General features: G+C 66.7%; 16 protein-coding genes and 1 pseudogene. 8 read left to right on the forward strand and 9 right to left on the reverse strand.

The window, feature by feature from the left end; genetic code table 11:
• Positions 1-31 precede the first annotated feature (31 nt).
• The 5 genes from I3K84_RS03405 to I3K84_RS03425 form a co-directional block, all read right to left on the reverse strand.
• A complete protein-coding gene (locus tag I3K84_RS03405) occupies positions 32-688 on the reverse strand; it encodes a glutaredoxin family protein (RefSeq protein WP_196995516.1) in 657 nt (218 codons plus the stop codon).
• A gap of 114 nt (positions 689-802) precedes the next feature.
• The gene (locus I3K84_RS03410; RefSeq protein WP_047350347.1) at positions 803-2,836 is read right to left on the reverse strand and encodes a M3 family metallopeptidase; all 2,034 of its coding nucleotides are present in this window, start codon (positions 2,834-2,836) and stop codon (positions 803-805) included.
• Positions 2,837-2,923: 87 nt separating this feature from the next.
• Entirely contained in the window at positions 2,924-3,772 is an 849-nt protein-coding gene (gene folD / locus I3K84_RS03415; RefSeq protein ID WP_172206778.1) for a bifunctional methylenetetrahydrofolate dehydrogenase/methenyltetrahydrofolate cyclohydrolase FolD, read from the reverse strand.
• 78 nt (positions 3,773-3,850) lie between these two features.
• Complete coding sequence (locus I3K84_RS03420; protein ID WP_011805358.1) at positions 3,851-4,477, reverse strand: response regulator transcription factor; 627 nt, start codon at positions 4,475-4,477, stop codon at positions 3,851-3,853.
• Positions 4,474-7,020, reverse strand: a complete 2,547-nt coding sequence (locus tag I3K84_RS03425; protein ID WP_015913204.1) for a PAS domain S-box protein — start codon at positions 7,018-7,020, stop codon at positions 4,474-4,476. The genes I3K84_RS03420 and I3K84_RS03425 overlap by 4 nt, the downstream gene beginning before the upstream one ends.
• Before the next feature lie 169 nt (positions 7,021-7,189).
• Between I3K84_RS03425 and aceE the strand changes: the two genes are divergently transcribed.
• The 3 genes from aceE to lpdA are packed head-to-tail and all read left to right on the forward strand — an operon-like array spanning position 7,190 to position 13,443.
• Positions 7,190-9,886: a pyruvate dehydrogenase (acetyl-transferring), homodimeric type gene (aceE, locus tag I3K84_RS03430; RefSeq protein ID WP_196995517.1), complete on the forward strand. Its 2,697-nt coding sequence runs from the start codon at positions 7,190-7,192 to the stop codon at positions 9,884-9,886.
• Between the two features lie 19 nt (positions 9,887-9,905).
• Complete coding sequence (gene aceF / locus I3K84_RS03435; protein ID WP_196995518.1) at positions 9,906-11,567, forward strand: dihydrolipoyllysine-residue acetyltransferase; 1,662 nt, start codon at positions 9,906-9,908, stop codon at positions 11,565-11,567.
• Between the two features lie 16 nt (positions 11,568-11,583).
• On the forward strand, positions 11,584-13,443 hold the full coding sequence (gene lpdA / locus I3K84_RS03440) for a dihydrolipoyl dehydrogenase (RefSeq protein WP_196995519.1): 1,860 nt from the start codon (positions 11,584-11,586) through the stop codon (positions 13,441-13,443).
• A 133-nt stretch (positions 13,444-13,576) separates the two neighbouring features.
• Here the strand turns inward: lpdA and I3K84_RS03445 are convergent, their stop codons facing one another.
• Positions 13,577-13,891, reverse strand: coding sequence for a DUF2322 family protein (locus I3K84_RS03445; RefSeq protein WP_172206795.1), 315 nt, complete (start codon positions 13,889-13,891; stop codon positions 13,577-13,579).
• A 125-nt stretch (positions 13,892-14,016) separates the two neighbouring features.
• Here I3K84_RS03445 and I3K84_RS03450 point away from each other — a divergent pair, with 125 nt between their 5' ends.
• Positions 14,017-14,976: a class I SAM-dependent methyltransferase gene (locus I3K84_RS03450; RefSeq protein ID WP_196995520.1), complete on the forward strand. Its 960-nt coding sequence runs from the start codon at positions 14,017-14,019 to the stop codon at positions 14,974-14,976.
• Between the two features lie 63 nt (positions 14,977-15,039).
• Entirely contained in the window at positions 15,040-15,927 is an 888-nt protein-coding gene (locus I3K84_RS03455; RefSeq protein ID WP_088886873.1) for an NAD(P)-dependent oxidoreductase, read from the forward strand.
• Between the two features lie 88 nt (positions 15,928-16,015).
• Here I3K84_RS03455 and I3K84_RS03460 read toward each other — a convergent pair whose 3' ends face one another.
• Positions 16,016-16,495, reverse strand: coding sequence for an EVE domain-containing protein (locus I3K84_RS03460; protein ID WP_196995521.1), 480 nt, complete (start codon positions 16,493-16,495; stop codon positions 16,016-16,018).
• Between the two features lie 133 nt (positions 16,496-16,628).
• Complete coding sequence (locus I3K84_RS03465; protein ID WP_196995522.1) at positions 16,629-17,210, reverse strand: C40 family peptidase; 582 nt, start codon at positions 17,208-17,210, stop codon at positions 16,629-16,631.
• A gap of 303 nt (positions 17,211-17,513) precedes the next feature.
• Here I3K84_RS03465 and mdtD point away from each other — a divergent pair, with 303 nt between their 5' ends.
• Complete coding sequence (gene mdtD, locus I3K84_RS03470; protein ID WP_196995523.1) at positions 17,514-18,950, forward strand: multidrug transporter subunit MdtD; 1,437 nt, start codon at positions 17,514-17,516, stop codon at positions 18,948-18,950.
• Positions 18,951-19,070: 120 nt separating this feature from the next.
• Here mdtD and I3K84_RS03475 read toward each other — a convergent pair whose 3' ends face one another.
• Positions 19,071-20,939: an ABC transporter ATP-binding protein gene (locus I3K84_RS03475; RefSeq protein ID WP_304511173.1), complete on the reverse strand. Its 1,869-nt coding sequence runs from the start codon at positions 20,937-20,939 to the stop codon at positions 19,071-19,073.
• Positions 20,940-21,111: 172 nt separating this feature from the next.
• Between I3K84_RS03475 and I3K84_RS03480 the strand changes: the two are divergent.
• Both I3K84_RS03480 and I3K84_RS03485 read left to right on the forward strand, forming a co-directional pair.
• Positions 21,112-24,254, forward strand: a pseudogene (locus I3K84_RS03480) (EAL domain-containing protein).
• Between the two features lie 35 nt (positions 24,255-24,289).
• Positions 24,290-24,622 (forward strand): YnfA family protein, encoded by a 333-nt coding sequence (locus tag I3K84_RS03485; RefSeq protein ID WP_123676303.1) that lies wholly within the window; start codon positions 24,290-24,292, stop codon positions 24,620-24,622.
• Positions 24,623-24,718 lie beyond the last annotated feature (96 nt).

Consider the following 24,718-nt stretch of genomic DNA (forward strand, 5'->3'; position numbering starts at 1 on the left):
CGGCAATGCCGCGCCGAGCATCCCCTCGCTTTTAGAAAATGATGCCGGCCGGATTGGAGGGAGACGGCCCCGTGGGCGCTGCCGGTGGCGCTGAGGGGCGTCGTGCGGGAGCAGCGGACGCCTTGTCCGCAGCCGGTGCTGCAGGCTGCCCAGGCACCGCAACGAGCGGGGCTGCCGCAGGGCGGCGGTAGTTCGGCGGCAATTGCGACTGCTTGGGGTAGCCGGCGGCGTCCAGGTACTGCGTCCACTCGGTGTCGGAAAAGCCCCGCAGCTGCTGTGCGCCAATGGTGCCGAAGGGCAGGCTGGATTCACCGCTCATGCGCTTGAGCGCGTCGATGTCCTCGTTGGTGCTGACGGTGCGCTCGGTGAAAGGAATGCCACGGTTGATCAGCAGATTGCGCGCGCTGTTGCAGGGCACACAGTCGCTGCTGGTGTACAGCGTCACGGGAAAGCGCGTGGCCACCTGGCGCAGAGCGTAGGGCAGGGCCTCGGCGCCGCCGCCGCCGCTGCGTGGTCCGGCGCCGACCGCTGTGCCCTCGGCGTTTGCGGCAGGAGCGCGGTCGGAGAAGGTCACCTTGCCATCCGGCCCGACGATGCGGTACACCTGCTGGGCCAGCGCGGCCGTGGACAGCAGGGCGGCCGTGGTGCATGTGGTGGCCAACACGGCAGCGTTGCGAATGATGGACATGGGTTCCTCTCCTCTTGGTTTCTTAAAAATAATAGCTGGTCGCGCTTGCTGCAAGCCATTTTTCAGTAGAAAGCAGGCGCAAACGCCCGGCAGACAAGCGCGAACCGCTCACTTTTATGCTGCCATGCCCTGGTGGCGCAGCAGCGCGTCCAGTGTGGGTTCGCGGCCGCGGAAGGCCTTGAAGGAGTCCATGGCGGGGCGGCTGCCGCCCGCTTCCAGGATGGCCTGGCGGTAGCGCCGGCCGGTCTCCGCGCTGGGCTCCCCGCCCGCGCCGGCAGTTTCCTCGAACGCGGCATACGCGTCGGCGCTGAGTACCTCGGCCCACTTGTAGCTGTAATACCCCGCCGCGTAGCCGCCCGCGAAGATATGGCTGAACGTGTGGGCCGAGCGGCTGAAGGCGGGAGGCTTGAGCACGGCCACTTCGTCGCGCACGCGGTCCAGCAGCGCCAGCACGTCGCCTTGGGGGTCGTGCTCGGTGTGCAGCAGCATGTCGAACAACGCAAACTCGATCTGGCGCAGCGTGGCCATGCCGGCCTGGAAGTTCTTGGCCGCGATCATCTTGTCGTACAGCGGGCGCGGCAGCGGCTCGCCCGTGTCCACATGGGCGGTCATGTGGCGCAGCACTTCCCATTCCCAGCAGAAGTTCTCCATGAACTGGCTGGGCAGTTCCACGGCGTCCCATTCCACGCCGCTGATGCCTGACACGTCGCGCTCGTTCACCTGGGTGAGCATGTGGTGCAGGCCATGGCCGAATTCATGGAACAGGGTGATCACGTCGTCGTGCGTGAGCAGGGGTGGGCGGCCGTCCACCCCGTCGGCGAAGTTGCACACCAGATGCGCCACCGGTGTCTGCAGCAGGCCCGTGTCCGGGCGCAGCCAGCGGGCGCGCGCATCGTCCATCCAGGCCCCGCCGCGCTTGCCCTGGCGGGCAGGCTGGTCCAGGTAGAACTGACCCACCAGCTCGCCGCCGCGCTCGATGCGGTAGAACTCCACGGCGCTGTTCCATACGGGCGCGACGTCGCGGCGGATGGCCACCTCGAACAGCGTCTCGACGATCTTGAACAGCCCGGCCAGCACCTTGGGCGCCGTGAAGTACTGCTTGACCTCCTGCTCACTGAAGGCGTAGCGCGCTTCCTTGAGTTTCTCGGAGATGTAGGGCCAGTCCCAGGACTGGGGGTTGGCCAGGCCCAAATGCTCAGCGGCAAAGGCGCGCAGGTCGGCTACGTCCTTCTCCGCAAAGGGCCGGGCGCGGTGCGCCAGGTCCCGCAGGAAGTGGATGACTTGTTCGGGCGACTGCGCCATCTTGGGCACCAGCGACACCTGGCCGAAATTGCCATACCCCAGCAGCTGCGCCTCTTCCTTGCGCAGCGCGAGGATCTCGGCCATCACGGCGGTGTTGTCGAAACGCGCGGCGTCGCCGCTGGCCTGGTCCGATGCGCGTGTGACGTAGGCGTGGTAGAGCTTCTCGCGCAGGGCACTGCTGGTGGCGAACTGCATCACCGGCAGGTAGCACGGCATCTTCAGCGTGAGCTTGTAACCGTCCTTGCCCTCGGCCTGGGCCGCGGCGCGGGCGGCGTTCTGCACGTCGGCCGGCACGCCGTCCAGCTCCTCGGCCGTGGCGTAGTAGGCGTAGGCGTCGGTGGCGTCCAGCGCGTTCTCGCTGAACTTTTGCTGCAACTCGGCCTGGCGTTCCTGGATGGCGGCAAAGCGCTCCTTGGCTGCGCCCTGCAGCTCGGCGCCCGACAGCACGAAGTTGCGGATCGCATTGCTGTGCGCCTGCCGCTGTTCCGGGTTGAGCGTGGCGGGGTCGATCGCCTTGTATTTGGCGTACAGGCGCTCGTCGGCGCCCAGGCGGGTCCAGAACTCGGTGACCTTGGGCAGCGCCTCGTTGTAGGCGGCGCGCAGCTCGGGCGTGTCCGCCACGCTGTTGAGGTGGCTGACGGCGCCCCATGCGCGGCCCAGTTCCTCGGTGGCGACATCCAGTACCTGCGCAATCGCATCCCAGCGGGCCGGGAAGTCCGGCTGGGTGACGGTTTCCAGTGCGCCGTCTGCGCGTTGCAGCAGCACATCCACCGCAGGGGCTACGTCGGCGGGGGTGATGCGGTCGAAGGGAATGTGGCCCGAGAAGTCGAGGAGGGGATTGCTCATGCTGGCTTAGATGGCGTTGCCGTGAGTGGGTTCAAGCCGTTGGCGCAAACGCGCGCCCACCGGCACTCGGGTCAGGGGTGCCTCGCGTCAGAGGCGCTCAGCCGCTTCCAGGGTGTTCACCAGGAGCATGGTAATTGTCATCGGGCCCACGCCGCCGGGCACTGGCGTGATGTAACCCGCCACCTGCTTGACGCCCTCGAAGTCCACGTCGCCGCAGAGCTTGCCTTCGTCATTGCGGTTCATGCCCACGTCGATCACCACGGCGCCGGGTTTGACCATGTCGGCCGTGAGCACGTTGCGCTTGCCCACGGCAGCCACCACCACATCGGCCTGGCGCGTCATGGCGGCAAGATCCGCCGTGCCGCTGTGGCAGACCGTGACGGTGGCGTTGGCTGCCAGCAGCATCATGGCCATGGGTTTTCCCACGATGTTGGAGCGACCGATGACCACGGCGTGCTTGCCGCGCAGGTCCTTCATACCGATGGATTCGAGCATCTTCATGCAGCCGTAAGGCGTGCAGGCCTTGAAGCCCACCTCGCCCACCATCAGTGCCCCGGCGCTGGCGACGTGAAAGCCGTCCACGTCCTTGAGGGGCGAGATCGCTTCGATGACCTTGTGGTCGTCGATGTGCTTGGGCAGCGGCAGTTGCACCAGGATGCCGTGGATGCTGGGGTCGTTGTTCAGCGCCTGCACGCGCGCCAGCAGCTGTTCTTCGGTCATGCTGGCGTCGTACTTTTCCAGCACCGAGTGAAAGCCCACGTCCTCGCAAGCCTTGACCTTGTTGCGCACGTAGACCTGGCTGGCAGGGTTGTCGCCCACCAGCACCACTGCGAGGCCAGGGCTGATGCCGCGGTCTTTCAGCGCGGCCGTGCGCGCGGCGACTTCAGTGCGCAGTTGGCGGGAGAGGGCGTTGCCGTCGATCAGTTGGGCTGTCATTGATGAATCCACGATACAAATGAAAAAGCTGCCTGGCGCTTGTCTGGTATGCGCAGGCAGCTATTAAAAACGGAGCAATTAGGCCTTGGCGCTACCTGGCCCCAGGGCAATCTTGAGCAGGTCGGCCACGGTGTTGGCGTTGAGCTTTTCCATGATGTTGGCGCGGTGCGCCTCCACCGTCTTGATGCTGATGCCCAGGTCGTCGGCGATCTGCTTGTTCAGGCGGCCGGCAACGATGCGTTCCAGCACCTGCGCCTCGCGGCTGGTGAGCTTGGACAGCAGCGCGTCGCGGCTGGCGGCCTGCTGGTAGTCGGCAAAGGCTTCGCGTGCATGGTCCAGCATGCGCTCAACCAGGCCCAGCAACTCTTCTTCGTTGAAGGGTTTCTGGATGAAGTCCAGCGCGCCTTTCTTCATGGTGTTCACGGCCATGGGGACGTCGCCGTGACCGGTGATGAAGACGATGGGCAGGGGTGACTTGCGTTCGACCAGGCGGTCCTGCAGCTCCAGGCCCGTCATGCCGCCCATGCGGATGTCCACGATCAGGCAGGCGACTTCGCGCGGGTCATAGCGTGCGAGGAACGATTCCGCCGAATCAAAGCAGCGTACACGGTAGTCCTTGCCCTCCAGCAGCCACTGGAGCGAGTCGCGGACGGCTTCGTCGTCGTCGACGACATAGACGGTGCCTTTTTTCGGAATCAAACTCATGCAATAGTCCTTGGGGTTGACGTTGCTGCGGAATTGATAGTGGCATCCGCAGCAGTGGCGAGCGGAAGCCAGAAGGAGAACCGGCAGCCGGTGACCTCCGATCCATTGTAGAGGTTCTCCGCGTGCATCCGGCCCTGGTGCGACTCGACGATGCTGCGGCACAGGTTCAGGCCCATGCCCATGCCTTCGCTCTTGGTGGAGAAGAATGCCTCGAACAGGTGCGCCAGCACTTCCGGGGCCAGGCCCTTGCCCGTGTCCTGCACCGAAAACTCGATCACCCCGCGGCCATCCACATGGCGCGGCACCACGCGCAGCTCCACGCTGCGTCCGGATGGGGGGCGGTGGGCCTGGGCGATGGACTCGGCGCCGTTCTTCATCAGGTTGATGAGCACCTGCTCGATCAGGATCGTGTCGGCCATCACCTGGGGCAGCCGGGCGGCGACGTAGTGCGTCAGGTGGACGTTGTGGCGCCGCAGCTCGATGTCGGCCAGTTCCACCGCTTCGCTCACCATCTCGTGCACGTCGGCCAGCGTGCGGTTGGGTTCGCTTTTTTTCACGAAGGCGCGGATGCGCTGGATGATCTGGCCGGCGCGCTGCGCCTGGTGGGCGGTCTTTTGCAGCGCCGTGAGCAGTGCCTCCTCGCTGATCTGGCCGCCCTGGATGCGCGAGACCATGCCGCTGCAATAGTTGCTGATGGCGGTGAGCGGCTGGTTGAGTTCGTGGGCTACGCTGGAGGCCATCTCGCCCATGGTGATGAGGCGGCTGACCGACTGGGCGCGTTCGGCCTGGCGCGCGGCCTGCTCCTCGGCCTGGCGGCGCGGCGTGATGTCGGTGGCAATGACCATTTGCGCCAACCGGCCGTCCACCCAGTTCAGGTAGCGCGAGCGCACCTCCAGCCACTTGCCCAGATCGGGCAGGTAGATCTCGGCGTTCTCCGAACGGGCGCTGGTCAGCGAGTCGGTGGGCAGGCCCATCAGGCCATCTTCGTCGTCCATGCCGCCGGAACTGTAGGAGGTGGGCAGCACGCCTGCCTGCGCCACCAGTTGCAGGTGGCCGCTGGTCTGCGAGCCGAACCATTGGCGGTACAGGCGGTTGGCAAACAGCAGCTCCTCGCTCCCCAGCGGCGCCACGGAGACGGAGGCGTCCAGCGCCTCCAGCACGATGGTGAAGCGCTCATGCGAGGCGGTGAGTTGCTCGCGCACGCGGTTGGGCTCGGTGATATCGGTCATCGAGGTCATCCAGCCCGTTTGGTGACCGCGTGCGTCGATCAGCGGCGAGACGTACAGGCGCGCATCGAACAGCGTGCCGCTCTTGCGCCGCACGCGTACCTGGAATCCACCGGGCACGGTCTTGCCCGAGAGTTCGTCGCGCAGATTGGCGTGCAGCGACTCATATTCGCCCTCGGGCCAGTAGCTGTAGGGCGGGGTCTGCCCGACCAGCTCGGCCTCGGTCCAGCCTGTCATCTGGCAGAACGCGGCGTTCACATAGGTGATGCGGCCCTCCAGGTCCAGCGCGCGCATGCCGGTGAGGATGGAGTTCTCCATCGCCCGGCGGAAGTTGGTTTCTGCCACCAGTGCTTCCTGGGCCTGCAGCCGCCTGCGCGTGTGCCGCCAGGTGGCGATGAGCATCCATGCCGTCATCACGCTGAGCGTGCCCACGAGCCAGAACAGCCCGCTGCCCACCACGCCCAGCGACGTACGGTACGCCTGCGCCCGCATCACGAGGCCGTTGCCCACCGGGGAGACCGGGATCTCGTACTGGTTGGCCTTGGTGGTCCAGGGCAGCAGTGCATTGGTGCGCGGGGGCAGGGGCGTGCCCGCCAAGGTGCGGCCATTGCCGTCCAGCAACGTGACGGCGTAGCGCGCCAGCACCTCCGTGGGAGTGCCGTAGCGCAGCAGGCTGTCGATGGAGTATTCCGCCAGCACCACGCCGCCGAACTTGCCCTGGGGCGACAGGGGCACCTGCAGTTGCAGCAGGGGCGCGCTCTCGCCCTCGGTGGCCGTGGGTTGCGAATACAGCGGCTGTTGCAGGTCGCGGACGGCGTTAAAGAGGTTGGTGGTCTCGCCGGGCTTGAGCACCTCCCCGCCCACGCGCAGCTGGCTGCTGGTCACGGCAGGCGCGGCGTGGCTGGCGCGGATGCGCCGGCGCTCGTCGATCCAGGTGATGGCCTGCAGCTCGGGGTACTGGCTGATGAGCGGCTCGGCGCGGCTGCCGAAGTCCGCGCGCTCCACATCCTGGTTGGATAGATCGCGCGCGATGCGCATGATCTGCTCTTGCCGCTCCAGCAAGCGCAAACGCACGCGCTGCTGGGCGTATTCCACGTCGCGCCTGAGGGCTTCCTTCTCGCGTTCCACCTCTTCCGTGCGCAAATACCAGAACGAGGCCACGATGGCAGCGAGGAACATCAGCACCGATGCCACGGGCGCCAGCGCCGCGAACCGGTCCTGGCGCGTGGGCGAGAGGCTGCGCCACCAGGCACGCCACCAGCGCGCCGGGGTTTTAACGGCAGACACGGTGGAAGAGGGCGCGACAGGGGACTCCATGGGCGCGGAGTTTAAAGGCTTCGCGGGAGCGATTTCATCTGAAGAAATAATGTGCAATCGCAGCAATTTTTCATATTAAGAGATGAAAAAGCATCATTTGAAATGATGAAAATTTGTGCGAAACTCGCGCCCGTATTACCGTTATTGCCACTGAATCAAGGAGACAGGTATGTCTGATCCGACCAAAGTCCTGACCGCTACCGACATCGACCAACAGGAAACCCGCGAATGGCTGGACGCGCTGTCGGCAGTGATCGACAAGGAGGGGCCGGAGCGTGCCCACTTCCTGCTGGAGCAATTGCTGGAGCAGGCCCGCCAGAGCAGTATTGACCTGCCGTTCTCCGCCAATACGGGATACGTGAACACCATCGAGCCGGACCAGGAGGCCCGCTGCCCCGGCAATATCGCCATCGAGAAGCGCCTGCGCGCCTACATGCGCTGGAATGCCATGGCCATGGTGGTGCGCGCCAACCGCCTGCATCCGCATGACGGCGGCGACCTGGGCGGCCACATCGGCTCCTTCGCTTCGCTGGCCTCCATGTGGGGCGCGGGCTTCAACCATTTCTGGCATGCCGAGAGCGAGAGCCACGGCGGCGATTGCATCTATTTCCAGGGCCACAGCGCGCCCGGCATCTACGCCCGCGCCTACCTGGAAGGCCGCATCACCGAGGACCAACTCGAAAACTTCCGCCAGGAAGTGGGCGGCAAGGGCCTGTCCAGCTACCCGCACCCCAAGCTGATGCCGGGCTTCTGGCAGTTCCCCACGGTGTCCATGGGCCTGGGGCCGATGATGGCCATCTACCAGGCGCGCTTTCTCAAGTACCTGCACGCGCGCGGCATCGCCAACACCGAGAACCGCAAGGTCTGGATCTTCCTGGGCGACGGCGAGATGGACGAGCCGGAGAGCCTGGGCGCCATCGGGCTGGCGGCGCGCGAAGGGCTCGACAACCTGATCTTCGTCATCAACTGCAACCTGCAGCGCCTGGATGGCCCGGTGCGTGGCAACGGCAAGATCATCCAGGAACTGGAGGGTGCCTTCCGCGGCTCGGGCTGGAACGTCATCAAGCTGATCTGGGGCAAGGGCTGGGACGAACTGCTGGCGCGCGACAAGAGCGGCAAGCTCAAGCAGCTGATGATGGAGACGCTGGACGGCGACTACCAGACCTACCGCGTCATGGACGGCGCGTATATCCGCAAGCATTTCTTCGGCAGGTACCCCGAGACGGCCAAGCTCGTGGAGCACCTGAGCGACGACGAGATCTGGGAACTGCGCCGCGGCGGCCACGACCCCGAGAAGGTGTACGCCGCCTTCCATGCGGCCAATGAACACCAGGGTCAGCCCACGGTGTTGCTGGTCAAGACCGTCAAGGGTTACGGCATGGGCAAGGCCGGTGAGGGCAAGAACACCGTGCACCAGACCAAGAAGCTGTCGGACGAGGACATCAAGTACATCCGCGACCGCTTCAACATCCCGATCCCCGACAGCGAGCTGGACAAGCTGCCCTACTACAAGCCGGCCGACGACACGCCGGAAATGAAGTACCTGCACGAGCGTCGCAAGGCCCTGGGCGGCTACCTGCCGCAGCGTCGCACGCACGCCGACGAGAGTTTCACCGTGCCGGCGCTGGAGACGTTCAAGGCCGTGCTGGAGCCCACCGCCGAGGGCCGCGAGATCTCCACCACCCAGGCCTACGTGCGCTTTCTCACGCAACTGCTGCGCGACAAGGCCCTGGGTCCGCGCGTGGTGCCCATCCTGGTGGATGAGGCGCGTACCTTCGGCATGGAGGGATTGTTCCGCCAGATTGGCATCTACAACCCCAAGGGCCAGCTCTACACCCCGGTCGACCGCGACCAGGTGATGTACTACAAGGAAGACAAGGCCGGTCAGATTCTTCAGGAGGGCATCAACGAGGCGGGCGGCATGTGCTCGTGGATCGCTGCGGCGACGTCGTATTCGACGAACAACCGCATCATGATCCCGTTCTACGTGTACTACTCGATGTTCGGCTTCCAGCGCTTTGGCGATTTCGCCTGGGCCGCGGGCGACATGCAGGCGCGCGGCTTCATCCTGGGGGGCACGTCGGGCCGCACCACGCTCAACGGCGAAGGCCTGCAGCACGAGGACGGCCACAGCCACATCCTGGCCAACACCATTCCCAACTGCGTGAGCTACGACCCGACCTTCGCGCACGAGGTGGCGGTCATCATGCAGGACGGCCTGAAGCGCATGGTGGAGAAGCAGGAAAACGTCTACTACTACATCACGCTGCTCAATGAGAACTACGCCATGCCGGGCCTGCAGCCGGGCACGGAAGAGCAGATCATCAAGGGCATGTACCTGTGCAAGGCCGGAGCGGACGGCGACAAGCGCGTGCAGCTGCTGGGCTCGGGCTCGATCCTGCGCGAATCGATCGAGGCGCAGAAGCTGCTCGCCGCCGACTGGGGCGTGCAAGCCGACGTGTGGAGCTGCACCAGCTTCAACGAGCTGACCCGCGAGGGCCAGGACGTGGCGCGCTGGAACCTGCTGCATCCGCTGGAGACACCGCGCGTGTCCTTCGTGGCGCAGCAGCTGGGCGGCCGCCCGGGCCCCGTGGTGGCGTCCACCGACTACATGAAGAACTACGCCGAGCAGATCCGCGCCTTCATTCCCGATGGGCGCTCCTACACCGTGCTGGGTACCGACGGCTTTGGCCGCAGCGACTTCCGCTACCGCCTGCGCGAGCACTTCGAGGTCAACTGCCACTACATCACCGTGGCCGCGCTCAGCGCCTTGGCCGACGAGGGCAAGCTGCCCAAGGCGAAGGTGGCCGAGGCGATTGCCAAGTACGGCATCCAGACCGAGAAGATCAACCCCTTGCACGCCTGATGGCCCGGGAGACAAGACAATGGCATTGGTAAACATCCAGGTTCCCGACATCGGCGACTTCGACGAAGTCGGCGTGATCGAGCTGCTGGTCAAGGTGGGCGACACGGTGAAGGCGGAGCAGTCGCTGATCACCGTGGAGTCCGACAAGGCCTCAATGGAAATCCCGTCGAGCCACGCGGGTGTGGTCAAGGAACTCAAGGTCCAGCTGGGCGACAAGGTCAAGCAAGGCAGCGTGATCGCCGTGCTGGAGGCCGCGGGCGAAGCCGCTGCTTCTGATGAAAAACCGGCTCCAGCGCCCGCCGCACAAGCGCCGGCAGCTATCGAAATGCAAGCACCGGTCGCGCCTGCTGCACCCGCCGCCCCTGCTGCGGGTGGTGGCGCGGTTGAGGTGCGTGTGCCCGACATCGGTGACTTCAAGGACGTCGCCGTGATCGAGTTGCTGGTCCAGCCCGGCGATGCGGTCAAGGTGGAGCAGTCGCTGTTCACCGTGGAGTCCGACAAGGCCTCGATGGAGATCCCTTCGCCCGCCGCCGGCGTGCTCAAGGAGCTCAAGGTCAAGATCGGCGACAAGATCAATGTGGGCGACCTCGTGGCGGTGCTTGAAGGTGCCGCCGCCCCGGCGCAGGCTTCTACACCAGCGGCCGCTGCCGCGCCCGTGGCGGCTCAGGCCTCCGCGCCCGCGCCCGCACCAGCTGCGGCAACGGCAACGGCGCCCGTGCCGGCCCACCAGCCCTCGACGCCCACGCCGGGCCTGCCGCACGCCAGCCCCTCGGTGCGCAAGTTCGCCCGCGAACTGGGTGTGCCGCTGGCGGAGGTCAAGGGCACGGGCATCAAGGGCCGCATCACGCAGGAGGACGTGGCGGCCTTCACGCGCCAGGTGATGAGCGGTGCGCTGCAGACCCAGGCACAGGGCAGCAAGGCGCCCGCTGCGGGTGGCTCAGGGGTGAGCCTGGACCTGCTGCCGTGGCCCAAGGTGGACTTTGCCAAGTTCGGCCCCGTTGAGCGCAAGGAGCTGTCGCGCATCAAGAAGATCAGCGGCGCCAACCTGTCGCGCAACTGGGTGATGATTCCCCACGTCACCAACAACGACGAGGCCGACATCACCGAGCTGGAAGCCTTCCGCGTCTCCACCAACAAGGAGAACGAGAAGAGCGGCGTCAAGGTCACCATGCTGGCCTTCGTCATCAAGGCCGTGGTCGCGGCGCTGAAGAAGTTCCCCGAGTTCAACGCCAGCCTGGACGGCGACGCCCTGGTCTACAAGCAGTACTTCCACATCGGCTTTGCGGCCGACACGCCCAACGGCCTGGTGGTGCCCGTGCTGAAAGATGCCGACAAGAAGGGCATCCTGCAAATCAGCGCCGAGATGGCCGAGCTGGCCAAGAAGGCCCGCGACGGCAAGCTGGGTGCGGCCGACATGCAGGGCGGCAGCATGTCGATCAGCTCGCTGGGCGGCATTGGCGGCACGCATTTCACCCCCATCATCAATGCGCCCGAGGTGGCCATCCTCGGTCTGTCCAAGAGCCAGATGAAGCCCGTGTGGGACGGCCAGCAGTTCGTGCCGCGCCTCACGCTGCCGCTGAGCCTGTCGTACGACCACCGCGTGATCGACGGCGCCTCTGCCGCGCGCTTCAACGCCTACCTGGGCCAGGTGTTGGCGGACTACCGCCGCATCCTGCTGTAAGGACGGAGCACAACATATGGCAATCATCGACATCAAGGTGCCCGACATCGGCGACTTCGCCGAGGTGGGCGTGATCGAAGTGCTGGTGCAGCCGGGCGACACCATCCGGGCCGAGCAGAGCCTGGTCACCGTGGAGTCCGACAAGGCCTCCATGGAGATTCCCAGCAGCCACGCCGGCGTGGTCAAGGAGCTCAAGGTCAAGCTGGGCGACAAGGTGGCCGAGGGTTCCGTGCTGCTGACGCTGGAAGTGGCGCAGGGAGCGGCGGCGCCGGCTGCGGCCCCTGCCGCGGCGAGCACGCCCAGCGCGCCGCCATCTGAGTCAAAACCGGCTCCAGCGCACGCTGCTCAAGCGCCAGCAGCTCCTAAAACCGAAGCGGCCAGCTTCGGCGGCAGTGCCGACGTGGAGTGCGATGTGCTGGTGCTGGGTGGCGGCCCCGGCGGTTACAGCGCCGCCTTCCGCGCCGCCGACCTGGGCCTGAACGTGGTGCTGGTCGAGCGCTACGCCACCCTGGGCGGCGTGTGCCTGAACGTGGGCTGCATTCCCTCCAAGGCGCTGCTGCACGTGGCCGCGGTGATGGACGAGGTGAGCCACCTGAAGAGCGCCGGCATCGACTTCGGCGCGCCGCAGGTCCACATCGACACCCTGCGCGGCCACAAGGAAAAGGTCATCGGCAAGCTGACCGGCGGGCTGGCGCAGATGGCCAAGATGCGCAAGGTGACCGTGCTGCGCGGCTACGGCCACTTCGTCGGCGCCAACCACCTGGAGGTGGAGGAAACCACCGGCACCAGCCAGGACAAGACCGGCGCCAAGAAGGTGGTGGCGTTCAAGCGCGCCATCATCGCCGCCGGCAGCCAGGCCGTGCGCCTGCCGTTCATGCCCGACGATCCGCGCGTGGTGGATTCCACCGGTGCGCTGGCGCTCAAGGACGTGCCCAAACGCATGCTGATCCTGGGCGGCGGCATCATCGGCCTGGAAATGGGCACGGTGTACAGCACGCTGGGCGCGCGCCTGGACGTGGTGGAGATGCTGGACGGTCTGATGCAGGGCGCTGACCGCGACCTGGTCAAGGTATGGCAGAAGATGAACCAGCACCGTTTCGACAACGTGATGCTGAATACCAAGACCGTGGCCGCCGAGGCCACGCCCGAAGGTATCAAGGTGAGCTTCGCGCCCGCCAAGGACGGCGTCACGGTGCCCGAGCCCCAGGTGTACGACCTGGTGCTGCAGGCCGTGGGCCGCACCCCCAACGGCAAGAAGATCGCCGCCGAGAAGGCCGGCGTCGCCGTGACGGACCGCGGCTTCATCAACGTCGACATCCAGATGCGCACCAACGTGCCGCACATCTTCGCCATCGGCGACATCGTGGGCCAGCCCATGCTTGCGCACAAGGCGGTGCACGAGGCGCACGTGGCGGCCGAGGTCATCGCCGGCGAACTGCAGGGCAACAAGGAACTGGCAAGCGCCGCCTTCAACGCCCGCGTGATCCCGAGCGTGGCCTATACCGACCCCGAAGTGGCCTGGGTGGGCCTGACCGAGGATCAGGCCAAGGCGCAGGGCATCAAGGTCAAGAAAGGCCTGTTCCCCTGGGCGGCCAGCGGCCGCGCCATCGCCAACGGCCGTGACGAGGGCTTTACCAAGCTGCTGTTCGACGACAGCCCCGAGGCGCACGGCCACGGCCGCATCCTGGGCGGCGGCATCGTTGGCACGCACGCCGGCGACATGATCGGCGAGATCGCCCTGGCCATCGAGATGGGCGCCGACGCGGTGGACATCGGCAAGACCATCCACCCGCACCCCACGCTGGGCGAGAGCATCGGCATGGCGGCGGAGATTGCCCACGGCAGTTGCACGGACGTGCCGCCGCAGCGCAGGTAAAGGCCGCGGCCGTAGCAAAAAAGCAGCCTCTGGCTGCTTTTTTTATGCTTTTGATAGCGCCTAGCGCTTGCTGTGCAAGGGCTGGAGGCGTTTTTGAGTATGAGGTGCTGGGTTGGCGAGTGTGCGTGGCAGCTCAGGCCTGCACCAGTGCCACGCGGTAGCCCTGGCCCGTGGCGATCACCTGCAGCAGCCGGTCGATGTTGGGATGGCTGCCGGGATGCTGGCGGGCATCGGCGGTGTGTTCGGCGAACAGTTCCAGGCCTTCCTGCGCCGCGGCGACGGTGATGCCGCCGTGCTTGGCGGCCAGCGCGGCGTACACGGTCAGCGAGCCCGTCTTGCCCGGCTGGTTGGGAATGGTGGCCACCACCTGGCCGGCGTCGTCCAGCAGTTGCAGGGCGGCCAGGTGGGCAATGGAGGGCAATTGGCGCAGGTTGTCAGCGAAGGTCATGCGAAAGCCTTGAACGGAGCGGATGAAACCGTGACGATAACGTAAAAACCATAGCTGTTAGCGCTGGCACAATCTGCGTTAGAGGGCATTTTGATGCCTGTTTTTCTTTGCGCCCGACCCCACTCATGCAAGCCCTGCTCGACGCCATCGCCACCCTCACTCCGCCCGTTGAGGCCTGCCGCATCTTCCATGGGCGTGGAGGGCGGTTTCCCGGCAGCGAGCAGTGGACGCTGGATGCCTATCCGCCCGTGCTGGTGCTCACCAGCTTCGCCCCGGTGACGGACGAAGCACTCGCCACCATCGACGGCGCCCTGCGCGCACGCTGGCAGCAGGTGGCGCCAGGGCAGCCGCTGAACTGGGTGTTCCAGCACCGCGGCGAGGCGCTGCGCATCGAGGGCCGCAGCGATACGCGGCTGATGGCGGGCGAGGTGCCCGAGCCGCATGTGGTCACCGAGGATGGCGCACGCCTGCGCGTCCAGGTGCTGCGCGGGCAGAACCACGGGTTGTTTCTGGACATGGCCGAAGGGCGTCGCTGGGTGCGCGCGCATGTGGCGAACCACCGCGCACGCACCGGGCGCGGCGCTCGGGTGCTCAACCTGTTCGCCTATACCTGTGCGTTTTCGGTTGCCGCGCTGCAGGTGGGCGCGGCGGAGGTGGTGAATGTGGACATGAGCCGGGGTGCCATAGCCACCGGGCAGCAGAACCACCAGCTCAACGGGTTGGGCGCCGGTGCCCGCTTTCTGGCGCATGACATCTTCAGCTCGTGGGGCAAGATCACGCGCAGCGGGCCGTACGACCTGGTGATCGTGGATCCGCCGTCCTACCAGAAGGGCAGCTTCGTCGCGACCAAGGACTATGCGCGGCTCATGCGTCGCCTGCCGGAACTGCTGATGCCGGGCGGCCACGCCCTGCTGTGCCTGAACGCGCCGGAGCTGGGGATGGAGTTTCTCTGCGAGCAGATGCGATCCCAGGCGCCTTCGCTGGCGTTCGTGGAACGCGTTCCCAACCCGGCGGCGTTCGCCGATGTGGACGAGGAGCGGTCGCTGAAGGTACTGGTTTTCCGGGATACGGCGGCGGTGGGTTGAAGGGGCTCCGCGCGCCACAATGCGGTGGACACCGCTTCCCACCCACCGGTTGAAACGCAGCACATGAACACCCCTCGCATCGGACTGATCGGCGTAGGCCTGATGGGCCACGGCATTGCCATGAATATCGCCCGCAAGGGCTATGCGCTGACGGTGCTGGAGCACCCTGGCAACCAGCCCCTGGATGCATTGCGCGCCCAGGGCGTGGCCAGCGCCGCGTCGGTGCATGAACTGATGCGACAGGTGCAGGTGCTCATCCTGTGCGTGACGGGATCGCCCCAGGTAGAGGCGGTGCTGCTGGGCGAGGAGGGCGCCCTGGCCGCCCTGCAGCCCGGCACCGTGGTGATCGACTGCTCCACGGCCATTCCTTCGTCCACCGAATCCGTCGCCCGCGCCGTGGCGGCGGCCGGAGGGCGGTTCCTGGATGCGCCGATGACCCGCACCCCCAAGGAGGCCGCCGAGGGCCGGCTGAACCTGCTGGTGGGCGGCGAGGCCGCGCTGCTCGACGAAGTGCGCCCGGTGCTGCAGTGCTTTGCCGAGAACATCACGCATACCGGTGCCGTGGGCAGTGGCCACCGCATGAAGCTGCTGCACAACTATGTGTCGCTGGGCAGCGTGGCGCTGATCGCGGAGGCTGCCGCCTGCGCGCTGGCGGCCGACGTGGCACCGCAGGTGTTCCTGGATGTTCTCGCCAAGGGCGGCGGCGGCGGCGTGGCGCTGGAGCGCCTGCGGCCCTACCTGCTGCAGCAGGACCCCTCCGGGCTGCGCTTCTTCATGTCCAACGCGCTCAAGGACATGGGCTACTACACCGCCATGGCGCACGACGGCGGCGCGGCCGATGGCATTGCCCAGGCCGTGCACGACACCTTTGCCGCCGCCGTTGCCGAGGGTGGGCCGCAGGCGCTGGTGCCGGAGCTGGTAGCGCTGCTGCGCGCCAAGGGGACGGGTTGATGAAGGTTGGACTTCTGGCGGGGATTCCGTCTTCCCGCCTCCAGTCCTCCCGCCTGTTGAGGCGTGGCGGGGACACCCGCGCGGCCCGCTAGTCTGCCGCGAGCACCTGCGTGATGAAGGTCCACTCCTGGGGCTGCAGCGGCGTGATCGACAACCGGTTGCCTCGCTGCAGTACGCGCATCGACGCCAACTCGGGATGGGCGCGCAGTTCCGCCAGGCCAATGAGCCGTGTCTTGCGCACGGCTTGCACGTCCCGCAGCAGCCACCGGGGTTTCTCAAGGGGTGACTTGGGGTCGTAGTAAGGGGATTCAGGGTCGAACTGTGTGGGGTCGGGGCGTACGCCCGAGGCTATGCGTGCAACGCCGGCGATACCGGGTGCAGGGCAGCTTGAGTGGTAGAAGAGCACGCCATCCCCCACCTGCATCTCGTCGCGCATGAAGTTGCGCGCCTGGTAATTGCGCACGCCGGTCCAGGGCACGGTGGCGCCCGGAGCGCCCAATGCATCGTCAATGGAGCACTCGTCGGGCTCCGATTTCATGAGCCAAAAGCGCGTAGTGGGTGTGGTCATGGCTGGAAGGACTCAGGACACCTGTGTGGCTTGCACACCGTCACCCCCTGTGCAGGCACTGAAAACGCTGGCCCGTGCGTGGCTACTTACCGCAATTACTAGAGCAGTGCCGGACAGGGTGCCGGCCCCGGTCTCAGTTGGCGGCCGGAGAGCGCGCGGAAATGGCCATGGCGGCGGCGTCTTCGTCCGTGGTCACGCGCCGTGCACCGTTGAAGCGCCGCTGCCAGTAGGAAGCGCCCATGTCTTCCACGCGCACCTGCGCACCGGAGCGCGGGGCATGGATGAACTTGCCGTCACCCACGTAGATGCCTACGTGGCTGAACGCGCGGCGCATGGTGTTGAAGAACACCAGGTCGCCGGGCTGCAGGTCTTTTTTGTCGATGACTTCGGTGGCGGCGGCCTGCTCGTTGGCGCGGCGTGGAAGCACCATGCCCTTGGCCTGTTCATAGATGGCGCGCACGAAGCCGCTGCAATCAAAACCCGTCTCGGCACTGCTGCCACCCCGGCGGTATGGCACGCCGATGAAGCCCATGGCGGTGGAAATCAGGGAGGAGGTGCGGTCTGCCACGTTGTGCTGAACGTCCTGCAACTGGACGAGCAGGCTGCGGTCAATGCTGGCTGCAGGGGTGGCGGCTGCCCGCTCTACCTCGGGGGAGGGAGCGGCGTAGGCATTCGAGCAAAGCAGCAGCAGCAGCAGGCACAACCGACGAAACATGGGGCGCGAGGGTACCACGGCATGGCGGGAAATCTGCCGACAACTGATAGTAAATAGTTGATTTACGTGGATTTTCATGAACGTGCCCGCGGCGATAGGCAACGTCTTGCTGGGTTTTGCCCGGTGATGGGGTGCACTGCCTTTCGCATGCCGGTCACTCACCATCTCGGGAAAGTGCTTCTACTTTGATAGCGGTTCATGTTTGGTGAACAGGGCCCAACATCGTTTTGACGGATATGACCAGCGCATTAGTCCGCAAACGGGCCCCAATGGCACACTTTGGCCTTCTTTTCTGAGCCCGCCATGGGCGATTTCATGACGCGTGGACCTGTTTCCCCCACTTCGCGCCAGCCGCTGCTGTGGGTGGTCGCGCTGGGCTTCTTCATGCAGACGCTGGACGCCACCATCGTCAACACGGCCTTGCCGGCCATGGCGCGCGACCTGGGCGAGAGCCCGCTGCAGATGCACTCGGTGATCGTGGCGTATTCGCTGGCCATGGCGGTGCTGATTCCGGCGTCGGGCTGGCTGGCGGACCGTTTCGGCACGCGGCGGGTGTTCATGTCTGCGATCGCGTTGTTCGTGCTCGGCTCGGTGTTGTGCGCGCTGTCGTCCACGCTGCCGCTGCTGGTGGGCGCGCGCGTGGTCCAGGGGCTGGGCGGTGCGCTGCTGCTGCCCGTGGGGCGGCTGGCGGTGCTGCGGGCATTTCCGCGCGACGAGTTCATCCGCGCCATGAGCTTCGTGGCGATTCCCGGGCTGGTGGGGCCGCTGATCGGGCCGACCCTGGGCGGCTGGATGGTGGAGTACGCCTCGTGGCATTGGATCTTCTGGGTCAATGTGCCCGTGGGGCTGGTGGGCTTGATGGCCGCGCGGCGCTTCATGGCGGCGGGAGAGGTGCTGGCCGTGCGTGGGTTCGACGCCATGGGCTATGGCCTGCTGGCCTTTGGCATGGCGGCCGTGTCGCTGGCGGTGGAGGGCATGGCCGGCGGCGGTGCGCGCAGCGCGTCGTCGCTGGTGATGATGATCTTTGGCCTGGCCAGCCTGGCGGCCTACTGGCTGCATGCGCTGCGCAGCGATGCGCCGCTGTTTGTGCCGGGGTTGTTTACGGTGCGCACGCTGCGTGTGGGGCTGCTGGGCAACCTGTTTTCGCGGCTGGGCAGCTCGTGCATGCCCTTCATGATCCCGCTGGTGCTGCAGGTCAGCCTGGGCTACGCACCTATGCAGGCGGGCATGATGATGCTGCCCACGGTGCTGGGCAGCATGGCCGTGAAACCTGCGGTCACCTTCATGGTGCGGCGCTGGGGCTATCGCGAGGTGCTGGTGGTCAATACCTGCGCGCTGGCGTTGCTCATCGCCAGCTTCTGCCTGATCACGCCCGGCCAGCCCCCGTGGCTGCTGATGGTGCAGCTGGCGGCGTTTGGCGGCGTGAACTCCATGCAGTTCTCGGCCATGAACACGGTCACGCTCAAGGACCTGGACACGGGTCATGCCAGCAGCGGCAACAGCCTGCTGTCCATGGTGCAGATGCTGGCCATGGGCATGGGGGTGGCGGCTGCCGGGGCGGTGCTGGCGAGCTTCCAGGGCTACTTTGGCGCCGCAGATGCGCAGGACACGCTCCACGCGTTCCGCGCCACGTTTGCCTGCATGGGTGTGCTGACGCTGGCGGCCACGGCGCTGTTCCTGCAGTTGCCGCCGCACGAGCCGCCGCGCCCCCATCCCCTGGGCCCCGAGGAGCAGAGCTGAACCGGGACTCGTCGGTCTCTTGTGCTATTGTTATAAGAGCTGTTGGCGCTTGCCAGTATTGCCTCGGAGGCCTATTTCTGTCTTGATTGCCATGATCGTGCGCGGCCGATCCTGTATCGCTCAGGCCTCGTCCGGGTCCTGTCCCATGAAGCCGCCACTCTGGTGCGTCCACAGCCGCGCATAGACACCCCCTTGCGCCAGCAGCTGTGCGTGCGTGCCTTCCTCGACGATGCGGCCGGCGTCCAGCACGATGAGCCGGTCCATGGCGGCGATGGTGGACAGGCGGTGCGCGATGGCGATCACCGTCTTGCCCTGCATCAGTCCGTCCAGGCTCTGCTGGATGGCGGCCTCCACCTCGGAGTCCAGCGCGCTGGTGGCCTCGTCCAGCAGCAGGATCGGGGCGTCCTTGAGCATCACGCGCGCGATCGCCACGCGCTGGCGCTGCCCGCCCGAGAGCTTGACGCCGCGCTCGCCCACCTGGGCGTCGTAGCCGCGGCGGCCCTGCAGGTCGGTCAGCTCGTCGATGAATTGCGCGGCCTTGGCGCGTTCGGCAGCCAGGCGCATGTCTTCCTCGGAGGCATCGGGGCGGCCGTACAGGATGTTGTCGCGCATCGATCGGTGCAGCAGCGAAGTGTCCTGCGTGACCATGCCGATCGCTTGGCGCAGGCTGTCCTGCGTGACGTGGGCGATGTCCTGCCCGTCCACCAGAATGCGTCCGCCCTGCACGTCATGAAAGCGCAGCAGCAGGTTGACCAGCGTGGACTTGCCCGCGCCGGAGCGGCCGATCAGCCCGATGCGCTCGCCTGGGCGGATGGTGAGGTTCAGCCCGTCGATCACTGCCGCGCCGTCGCGGTAGCCGAAGCGCACGTTCTCAAACTGCACCTCGCCACGCGTGACCTGCAGCGGGCGGGCATCGGGCGCATCCACCACCGTGCGCGGGCGGGTGAGGGTGTTGATGCCGTCCTGGATGGTGCCCACGCTCTCGAACAGCGTGGTCATCTCCCACATCACCCAGTGGGCGTGGCCCGAAACGCGCAGTGCCATGGCGGTCACCGCGGCCACCGCGCCGGCGCCTACCTCGCCCCGTGACCACAGCCATAGCGCCGTGCCGCAGGCACCGAGGATCATGCCCACCACCAGGGCGTGGTTCACGATCTCGAAGCGGCTGACCAGCCGCATCTGTGCGTAGCCCGTGGTCTTGAACGCGTCCATCGCCGCGCGGGCAAACTCGGCCTCGCGCCGCGTGTGCGAGAACAGCTTCACCGTGGCGATGTTGGTGTAAGCGTCCGTCACGCGGCCGGTCATGACGGAGCGCGCGTCGGCCTGGGCCTTGCTCACCTGGCCCAGGCGTGGCACGAAGTACCAGCACGCGGCCGCGTAGCACAGCGCCCACGCAAGAAAGGGCAGCAGCAGCCGCCATTCAAAGCCGCCCGCCAGTGCCAGGATGGTGACCAGGTAGACGCCCATGCCGATCACCACGTCGCAGGTGGTAAAGATCATGTCGCGCACGGCCAACGCGGTCTGCATGATCTTGGTGGTGATGCGGCCCGCGAACTCGTCCGCATAGAACGCCATGCTTTGGCCCAGCATCAGCCGGTGGAAGTTCCAACGCAGGCGCAGCGGGAAGTTGATGGCCAGCACCTGGTGGCGCACGGTGGTCTGCAGCGCCACTATGCCAATGCTGGCGACCAGCACCGCAGCCACCCCGGCGAGCAGCGTGCCGCGCTCGGCCCAGAAGCGCTCGGGCGCAGTGGCGGCGATCCAGTCCACCACCCGCCCCAGCACGGCAAACAGCAGCGCCTCGTAGATGGCCACCACGGCAGACAGGGCGGCCATGGCCCCGACATAGCCGCGCAGGCCGCGCGTGCTGGCCCACACGAAGGCGAGGAACCCGGCGGGCGGCACGGTCGGCTCGGCCGCAGGGTACGGGGGGACACGATTTTCGAACAACCGAAACAACACGATGGCGGACACTCCTGATGCGGCCATGGTACGGGCCGGCGGCTGGCGACGCCGGCGTGGGGAATTGCGCAGGCGCCGCAGCGGCGCGGTCGCAGCAGACGTTGGCGGTGTCTGTTGCCCCCGCACGGGTAAATGCCGCTATGCTCTGCGGCGCGGCGGCTGCCTATCAGCCGTTGTCCTCCTTGTCCATCTGCCCCGCATGCCGACATCCCACGCACAGCGCTCGTTCCCCTGGCACTGGCTCCCCGGAGCGGCCGTGGCGTTGGCCGTTGCGCGGCAAGCTACGCGCTGTACCACCAGCAGCAGTCCTCCATGCAGGCCATCGCGCGGGTGCGTTTCGAGCAGGAGGCCCGGCTGTTTGCCGAGACGCTGCAGCGGCGCATGGAGTCCCACGCGGTTTTGCTGCAGGGCATGCGCGGCCTGCTGACGGTGAATCCGCAGCTGCGGCGCGCCGACTTCGAGCGCGTGGCGCGTGAGCTGGATCTGCAGCATTACCACCCCGGCGTGAAGAACATCAACTTCACGCGGTACGTGCCCGGCCCCCGGCGGGCGGCCTTCGAAGAGCAGGCGCGCTCCGACCCGCATCTGGACGGCGACCTGCCGCGGGATTTCGCCATCCATCCGCAGGCCGTATTGCCCGACTATTTCGTGGTGGACTACCTCTGGCCCCAGGGGGGCAACAGCGGCTTGCAAGGGTTGGAGATCCATTCCCAGCCAGCGAACCTCGAAGCCATGCGCCGTGCGCGCGACACCGGCGGGCTGGTCGCCTCCGCGCCGTTCGAGCTGCACCAGGAAACCGAGCACCGCACGGGCGTCATCATCCGCATGCCGGTGTTTGCCGAGCCGGCGGCCGGACAGGCGGGGCCGGCGCGCTTTCTGGGGGCGGTGGGCGTGAGCCTGCGCATCTACGACATCGTGCATGCCGTGCGCACCGCGGGCAACATGCAGGGCCTGGCGCTGCGCATGGCGGACGTGGGCCCCTTCAACAGCGAGGTGCCTGCTCCGCCGCAATCCCTCTTTGAATCGGAGACGCACGTCGGCACCTCTGCCATGGAATATGAGCAAAGCGTGCGCGTGGGCGGAAGGCGCTGGAGCCTGCAGTTTCAGCCCGTCGTTCCGTTCCTCTCGCCGCAGGAGTCGCGCCTGCCCTGGCTGCTGGGCTCGGGTGGTCTGGTGGTGACCGCACTGCTCACCGCGCTGGTATCGATGCTGGTGCTGCGGCGGTCGCAGGCACTGGACCATGCCAAGGAGACCGATACGGCCTTGCGCGAAAGCGAGGCGCGCCTGCGCGCCGTGTTCAACCAGGCCGCGGTGGGCATCGCCCAGACCGACTCGCGCACCGGCCGCCTGGTGCGCATGAACCAGAAGTTCTGCGACCTGCTGGGCTACAGCGCGCAGGAACTGCAGCAGATGCGCTTTCAGGACTTCAGCGAGCCCAGCGACCTGGCCGCGGACCTGGAGCAATTGCAGCGGATGTTGGCCGGTGAGCTGAGCGAATACCGCATGGAAAAGCGCTACCGCCGCAAGGACGGCAGCGAGGTGTGGGTGGACCTCATGGTCTCCCCGCTGCGCCTGGAAGGCCAGCCCGAACACCACCTTGCGGTGGTGCAGGACATCAGCAAGCGCAAGCATATGGAGCAGGTGCTGCGCCAGAGTGAGGAGCACCTGCGCAACATCCTGAACCACATGCCCGTGGGCGTGAACCAGGTGCAGGACGGCAAGATCGTGTTCCGCAACGACCGGCATGTCCAGATCTGCGGCTACGACATACGCGAGGCGCCCGACGTGGACACCTGGTGGCGCCTGGTAATGCCCGACGCACACCAACGCGAGCATGCGCGTGAGGCATGGCTCGCTGCGTGCACGGCGGCGCTGAAGAACCCCGACGGTGCCATCCGTACCGTGGAATGCGTGATCACCGCGAAGTCGGGCGTGTGCCGCGCGGTCGAGCTGTCCGGCATGATCCTGGGCGACTCGCACATCGTCACCATGGTGGACCAGAGCCAGCGCAAGGCGGCCGAGGAAGAGGTGCGCTACCTGGCCTACAACGATCCGCTCACCGGCCTGCCCAACCGCCGCCTGCTGCTGGACCGCCTGGAGCAGGCGCTGGCCATGAGCGCCCGCCATCAGCTGTGCGGCGCGGTGATGATGCTGGACCTGGACAACTTCAAGACCATCAACGAGACACAAGGCCCCGACATGGGTGACCGCCTGCTGCGCGAGGTGGCCCGGCGGCTGCGCGACTGCGTGCCCGAGGACGAAACCCTGGCGCGCCACGGCGGCGACGAGTTCGTCGTGGTGCTCAAGGACCTGGGCGCCGACCCGCAGGAGGCCGCCAACCGCGCCGAGGAAATGGGCCAGACGATCCTGGCGGCCATTCGCGCGCCCTTCGACATCGACGGTCAGCAGCACCACACGGCGCTCAGCGTGGGCATCGCCATCTTCCGCGGGGTGCGCGAATCGGCGGACGAGCTGCTCAAGCGCAGCGACCTTGCCATGTACGAGGCCAAGGCCGCCGGGCGCGATACGCTGCGCTTTTTTGATCCACAGATGCAGGCTGCCGTGTCCGAACGCGCGGCGCTGGAGGCGGACCTGCGCGCCGGACTGGATGCGGGACAGTTAGAACTGTTCTACCAGCCCAAGGTGGACCAGGGCCGCATCACGGGCGCCGAGGCGCTGGTACGCTGGCGCCACCCGGACAGGGGCTTCATCTCGCCAGCGGAATTCATTCCCTTGGCGGAAGAAAGCGGACTGATCCTGCGCGTGGGCGAGTGGGTGATGCGCAGCGCCTGCGCACAGCTGGCGCAGTGGAGCGCGCACCCGGTGCTGGGTGAGCTCACCGTCGCGGTGAACGTGAGCCCGCGCCAGTTCCACGAGGGTAGCTTCGTGCCCCAGGTGCTGGAGGCGCTGGCCGCCTCGGGCGCCGACGCGCGCCGCCTGCGGCTGGAACTGACCGAGGGCATGCTGCTGCAGGACGTGGAGGACACCATCGCCAAGATGGTGCAGTTGCGTGGCTACGGCGTGGGCTTCTCGCTGGACGACTTCGGCACGGGCTACTCGTCGCTGGCCTACCTCAAGCGCCTGCCACTGCACGAGCTGAAGATCGACAAGAGCTTCGTGCGCGACGTGCTCACCGACCCCAACGATGCCGTGATTGCACGCACGATCGTCGCCCTGGGCACCAGCCTGGGCCTGCGGGTGGTGGCCGAGGGCGTTGAGACCGAGGCGCAGCGCGCCTTTCTGGAGCGCAACGGCTGCCATGCCTGGCAGGGCTATCTGCTCAGCCCACCGCTGCAGGCCGCGGCGTTCGAGGCCTTGGTGCTGAAGCGGGCCGGCGTCTGATCGCTGCGGCCTTCTTTTTCATCACGCATTCACGCATGCTGCCCGTCAAGACCCTGGCCCTGTTCCTGCTCACTGCCGTGGCGGAAATTGTCGGTTGCTATCTGCCCTGGTTGTGGTTGCGCCAGGGGCGCAGCGCCTGGCTGCTGGTGCCGGCGGCCGCCAGCCTGGCGCTGTTTGCCTGGCTGCTCACGCTGCATCCGGCGGCCACTGGGCGTGTGTACGCAGCCTACGGCGGCGTGTATGTGGCCGTGGCGCTGGTCTGGCTGTGGACGGTGGACGGCGTGCGCCCCGGCCCATGGGACTGGCTGGGCGTGGCCGTCACGCTGTGCGGCATGGCCATCATTGCCTTCGCCCCGCGTGGGGGCTGAGCTGCCGTAGGATGCTCTCGTAAGAATAGCTGCTGGCGCTTGCTGGGTAAGCGCTGGAGGTCATTTTTGCTTGCAATCGAAGGATGCCCGGCTGGG

The sequence above is a fragment of the Diaphorobacter sp. JS3051 genome, assembly GCF_015832135.1.
Lineage (GTDB): Bacteria > Pseudomonadota > Gammaproteobacteria > Burkholderiales > Burkholderiaceae_C > Diaphorobacter > Diaphorobacter nitroreducens.

Coding starts and splice junctions, on each gene's coding strand:
- I3K84_RS03475 (WP_304511173.1), bottom strand. CDS start 20,939: ATGGCCGCATCAGGAGTGTCCGCCATCGTGTTGTTTCGGTTGTTCGAA.
- I3K84_RS03485 (WP_123676303.1), top strand. CDS start 24,290: ATGCTGCCCGTCAAGACCCTGGCCCTGTTCCTGCTCACTGCCGTGGCG.
- I3K84_RS03425 (WP_015913204.1), bottom strand. CDS start 7,020: ATGGAGTCCCCTGTCGCGCCCTCTTCCACCGTGTCTGCCGTTAAAACC.
- I3K84_RS03460 (WP_196995521.1), bottom strand. CDS start 16,495: ATGACCACACCCACTACGCGCTTTTGGCTCATGAAATCGGAGCCCGAC.
- folD (WP_172206778.1), bottom strand. CDS start 3,772: ATGACAGCCCAACTGATCGACGGCAACGCCCTCTCCCGCCAACTGCGC.
- mdtD (WP_196995523.1), top strand. CDS start 17,514: ATGGGCGATTTCATGACGCGTGGACCTGTTTCCCCCACTTCGCGCCAG.
- I3K84_RS03465 (WP_196995522.1), bottom strand. CDS start 17,210: ATGTTTCGTCGGTTGTGCCTGCTGCTGCTGCTGCTTTGCTCGAATGCC.
- I3K84_RS03455 (WP_088886873.1), top strand. CDS start 15,040: ATGAACACCCCTCGCATCGGACTGATCGGCGTAGGCCTGATGGGCCAC.
- aceE (WP_196995517.1), top strand. CDS start 7,190: ATGTCTGATCCGACCAAAGTCCTGACCGCTACCGACATCGACCAACAG.
- I3K84_RS03445 (WP_172206795.1), bottom strand. CDS start 13,891: ATGACCTTCGCTGACAACCTGCGCCAATTGCCCTCCATTGCCCACCTG.
- I3K84_RS03420 (WP_011805358.1), bottom strand. CDS start 4,477: ATGAGTTTGATTCCGAAAAAAGGCACCGTCTATGTCGTCGACGACGAC.
- I3K84_RS03405 (WP_196995516.1), bottom strand. CDS start 688: ATGTCCATCATTCGCAACGCTGCCGTGTTGGCCACCACATGCACCACG.
- aceF (WP_196995518.1), top strand. CDS start 9,906: ATGGCATTGGTAAACATCCAGGTTCCCGACATCGGCGACTTCGACGAA.
- lpdA (WP_196995519.1), top strand. CDS start 11,584: ATGGCAATCATCGACATCAAGGTGCCCGACATCGGCGACTTCGCCGAG.
- I3K84_RS03410 (WP_047350347.1), bottom strand. CDS start 2,836: ATGAGCAATCCCCTCCTCGACTTCTCGGGCCACATTCCCTTCGACCGC.
- I3K84_RS03450 (WP_196995520.1), top strand. CDS start 14,017: ATGCAAGCCCTGCTCGACGCCATCGCCACCCTCACTCCGCCCGTTGAG.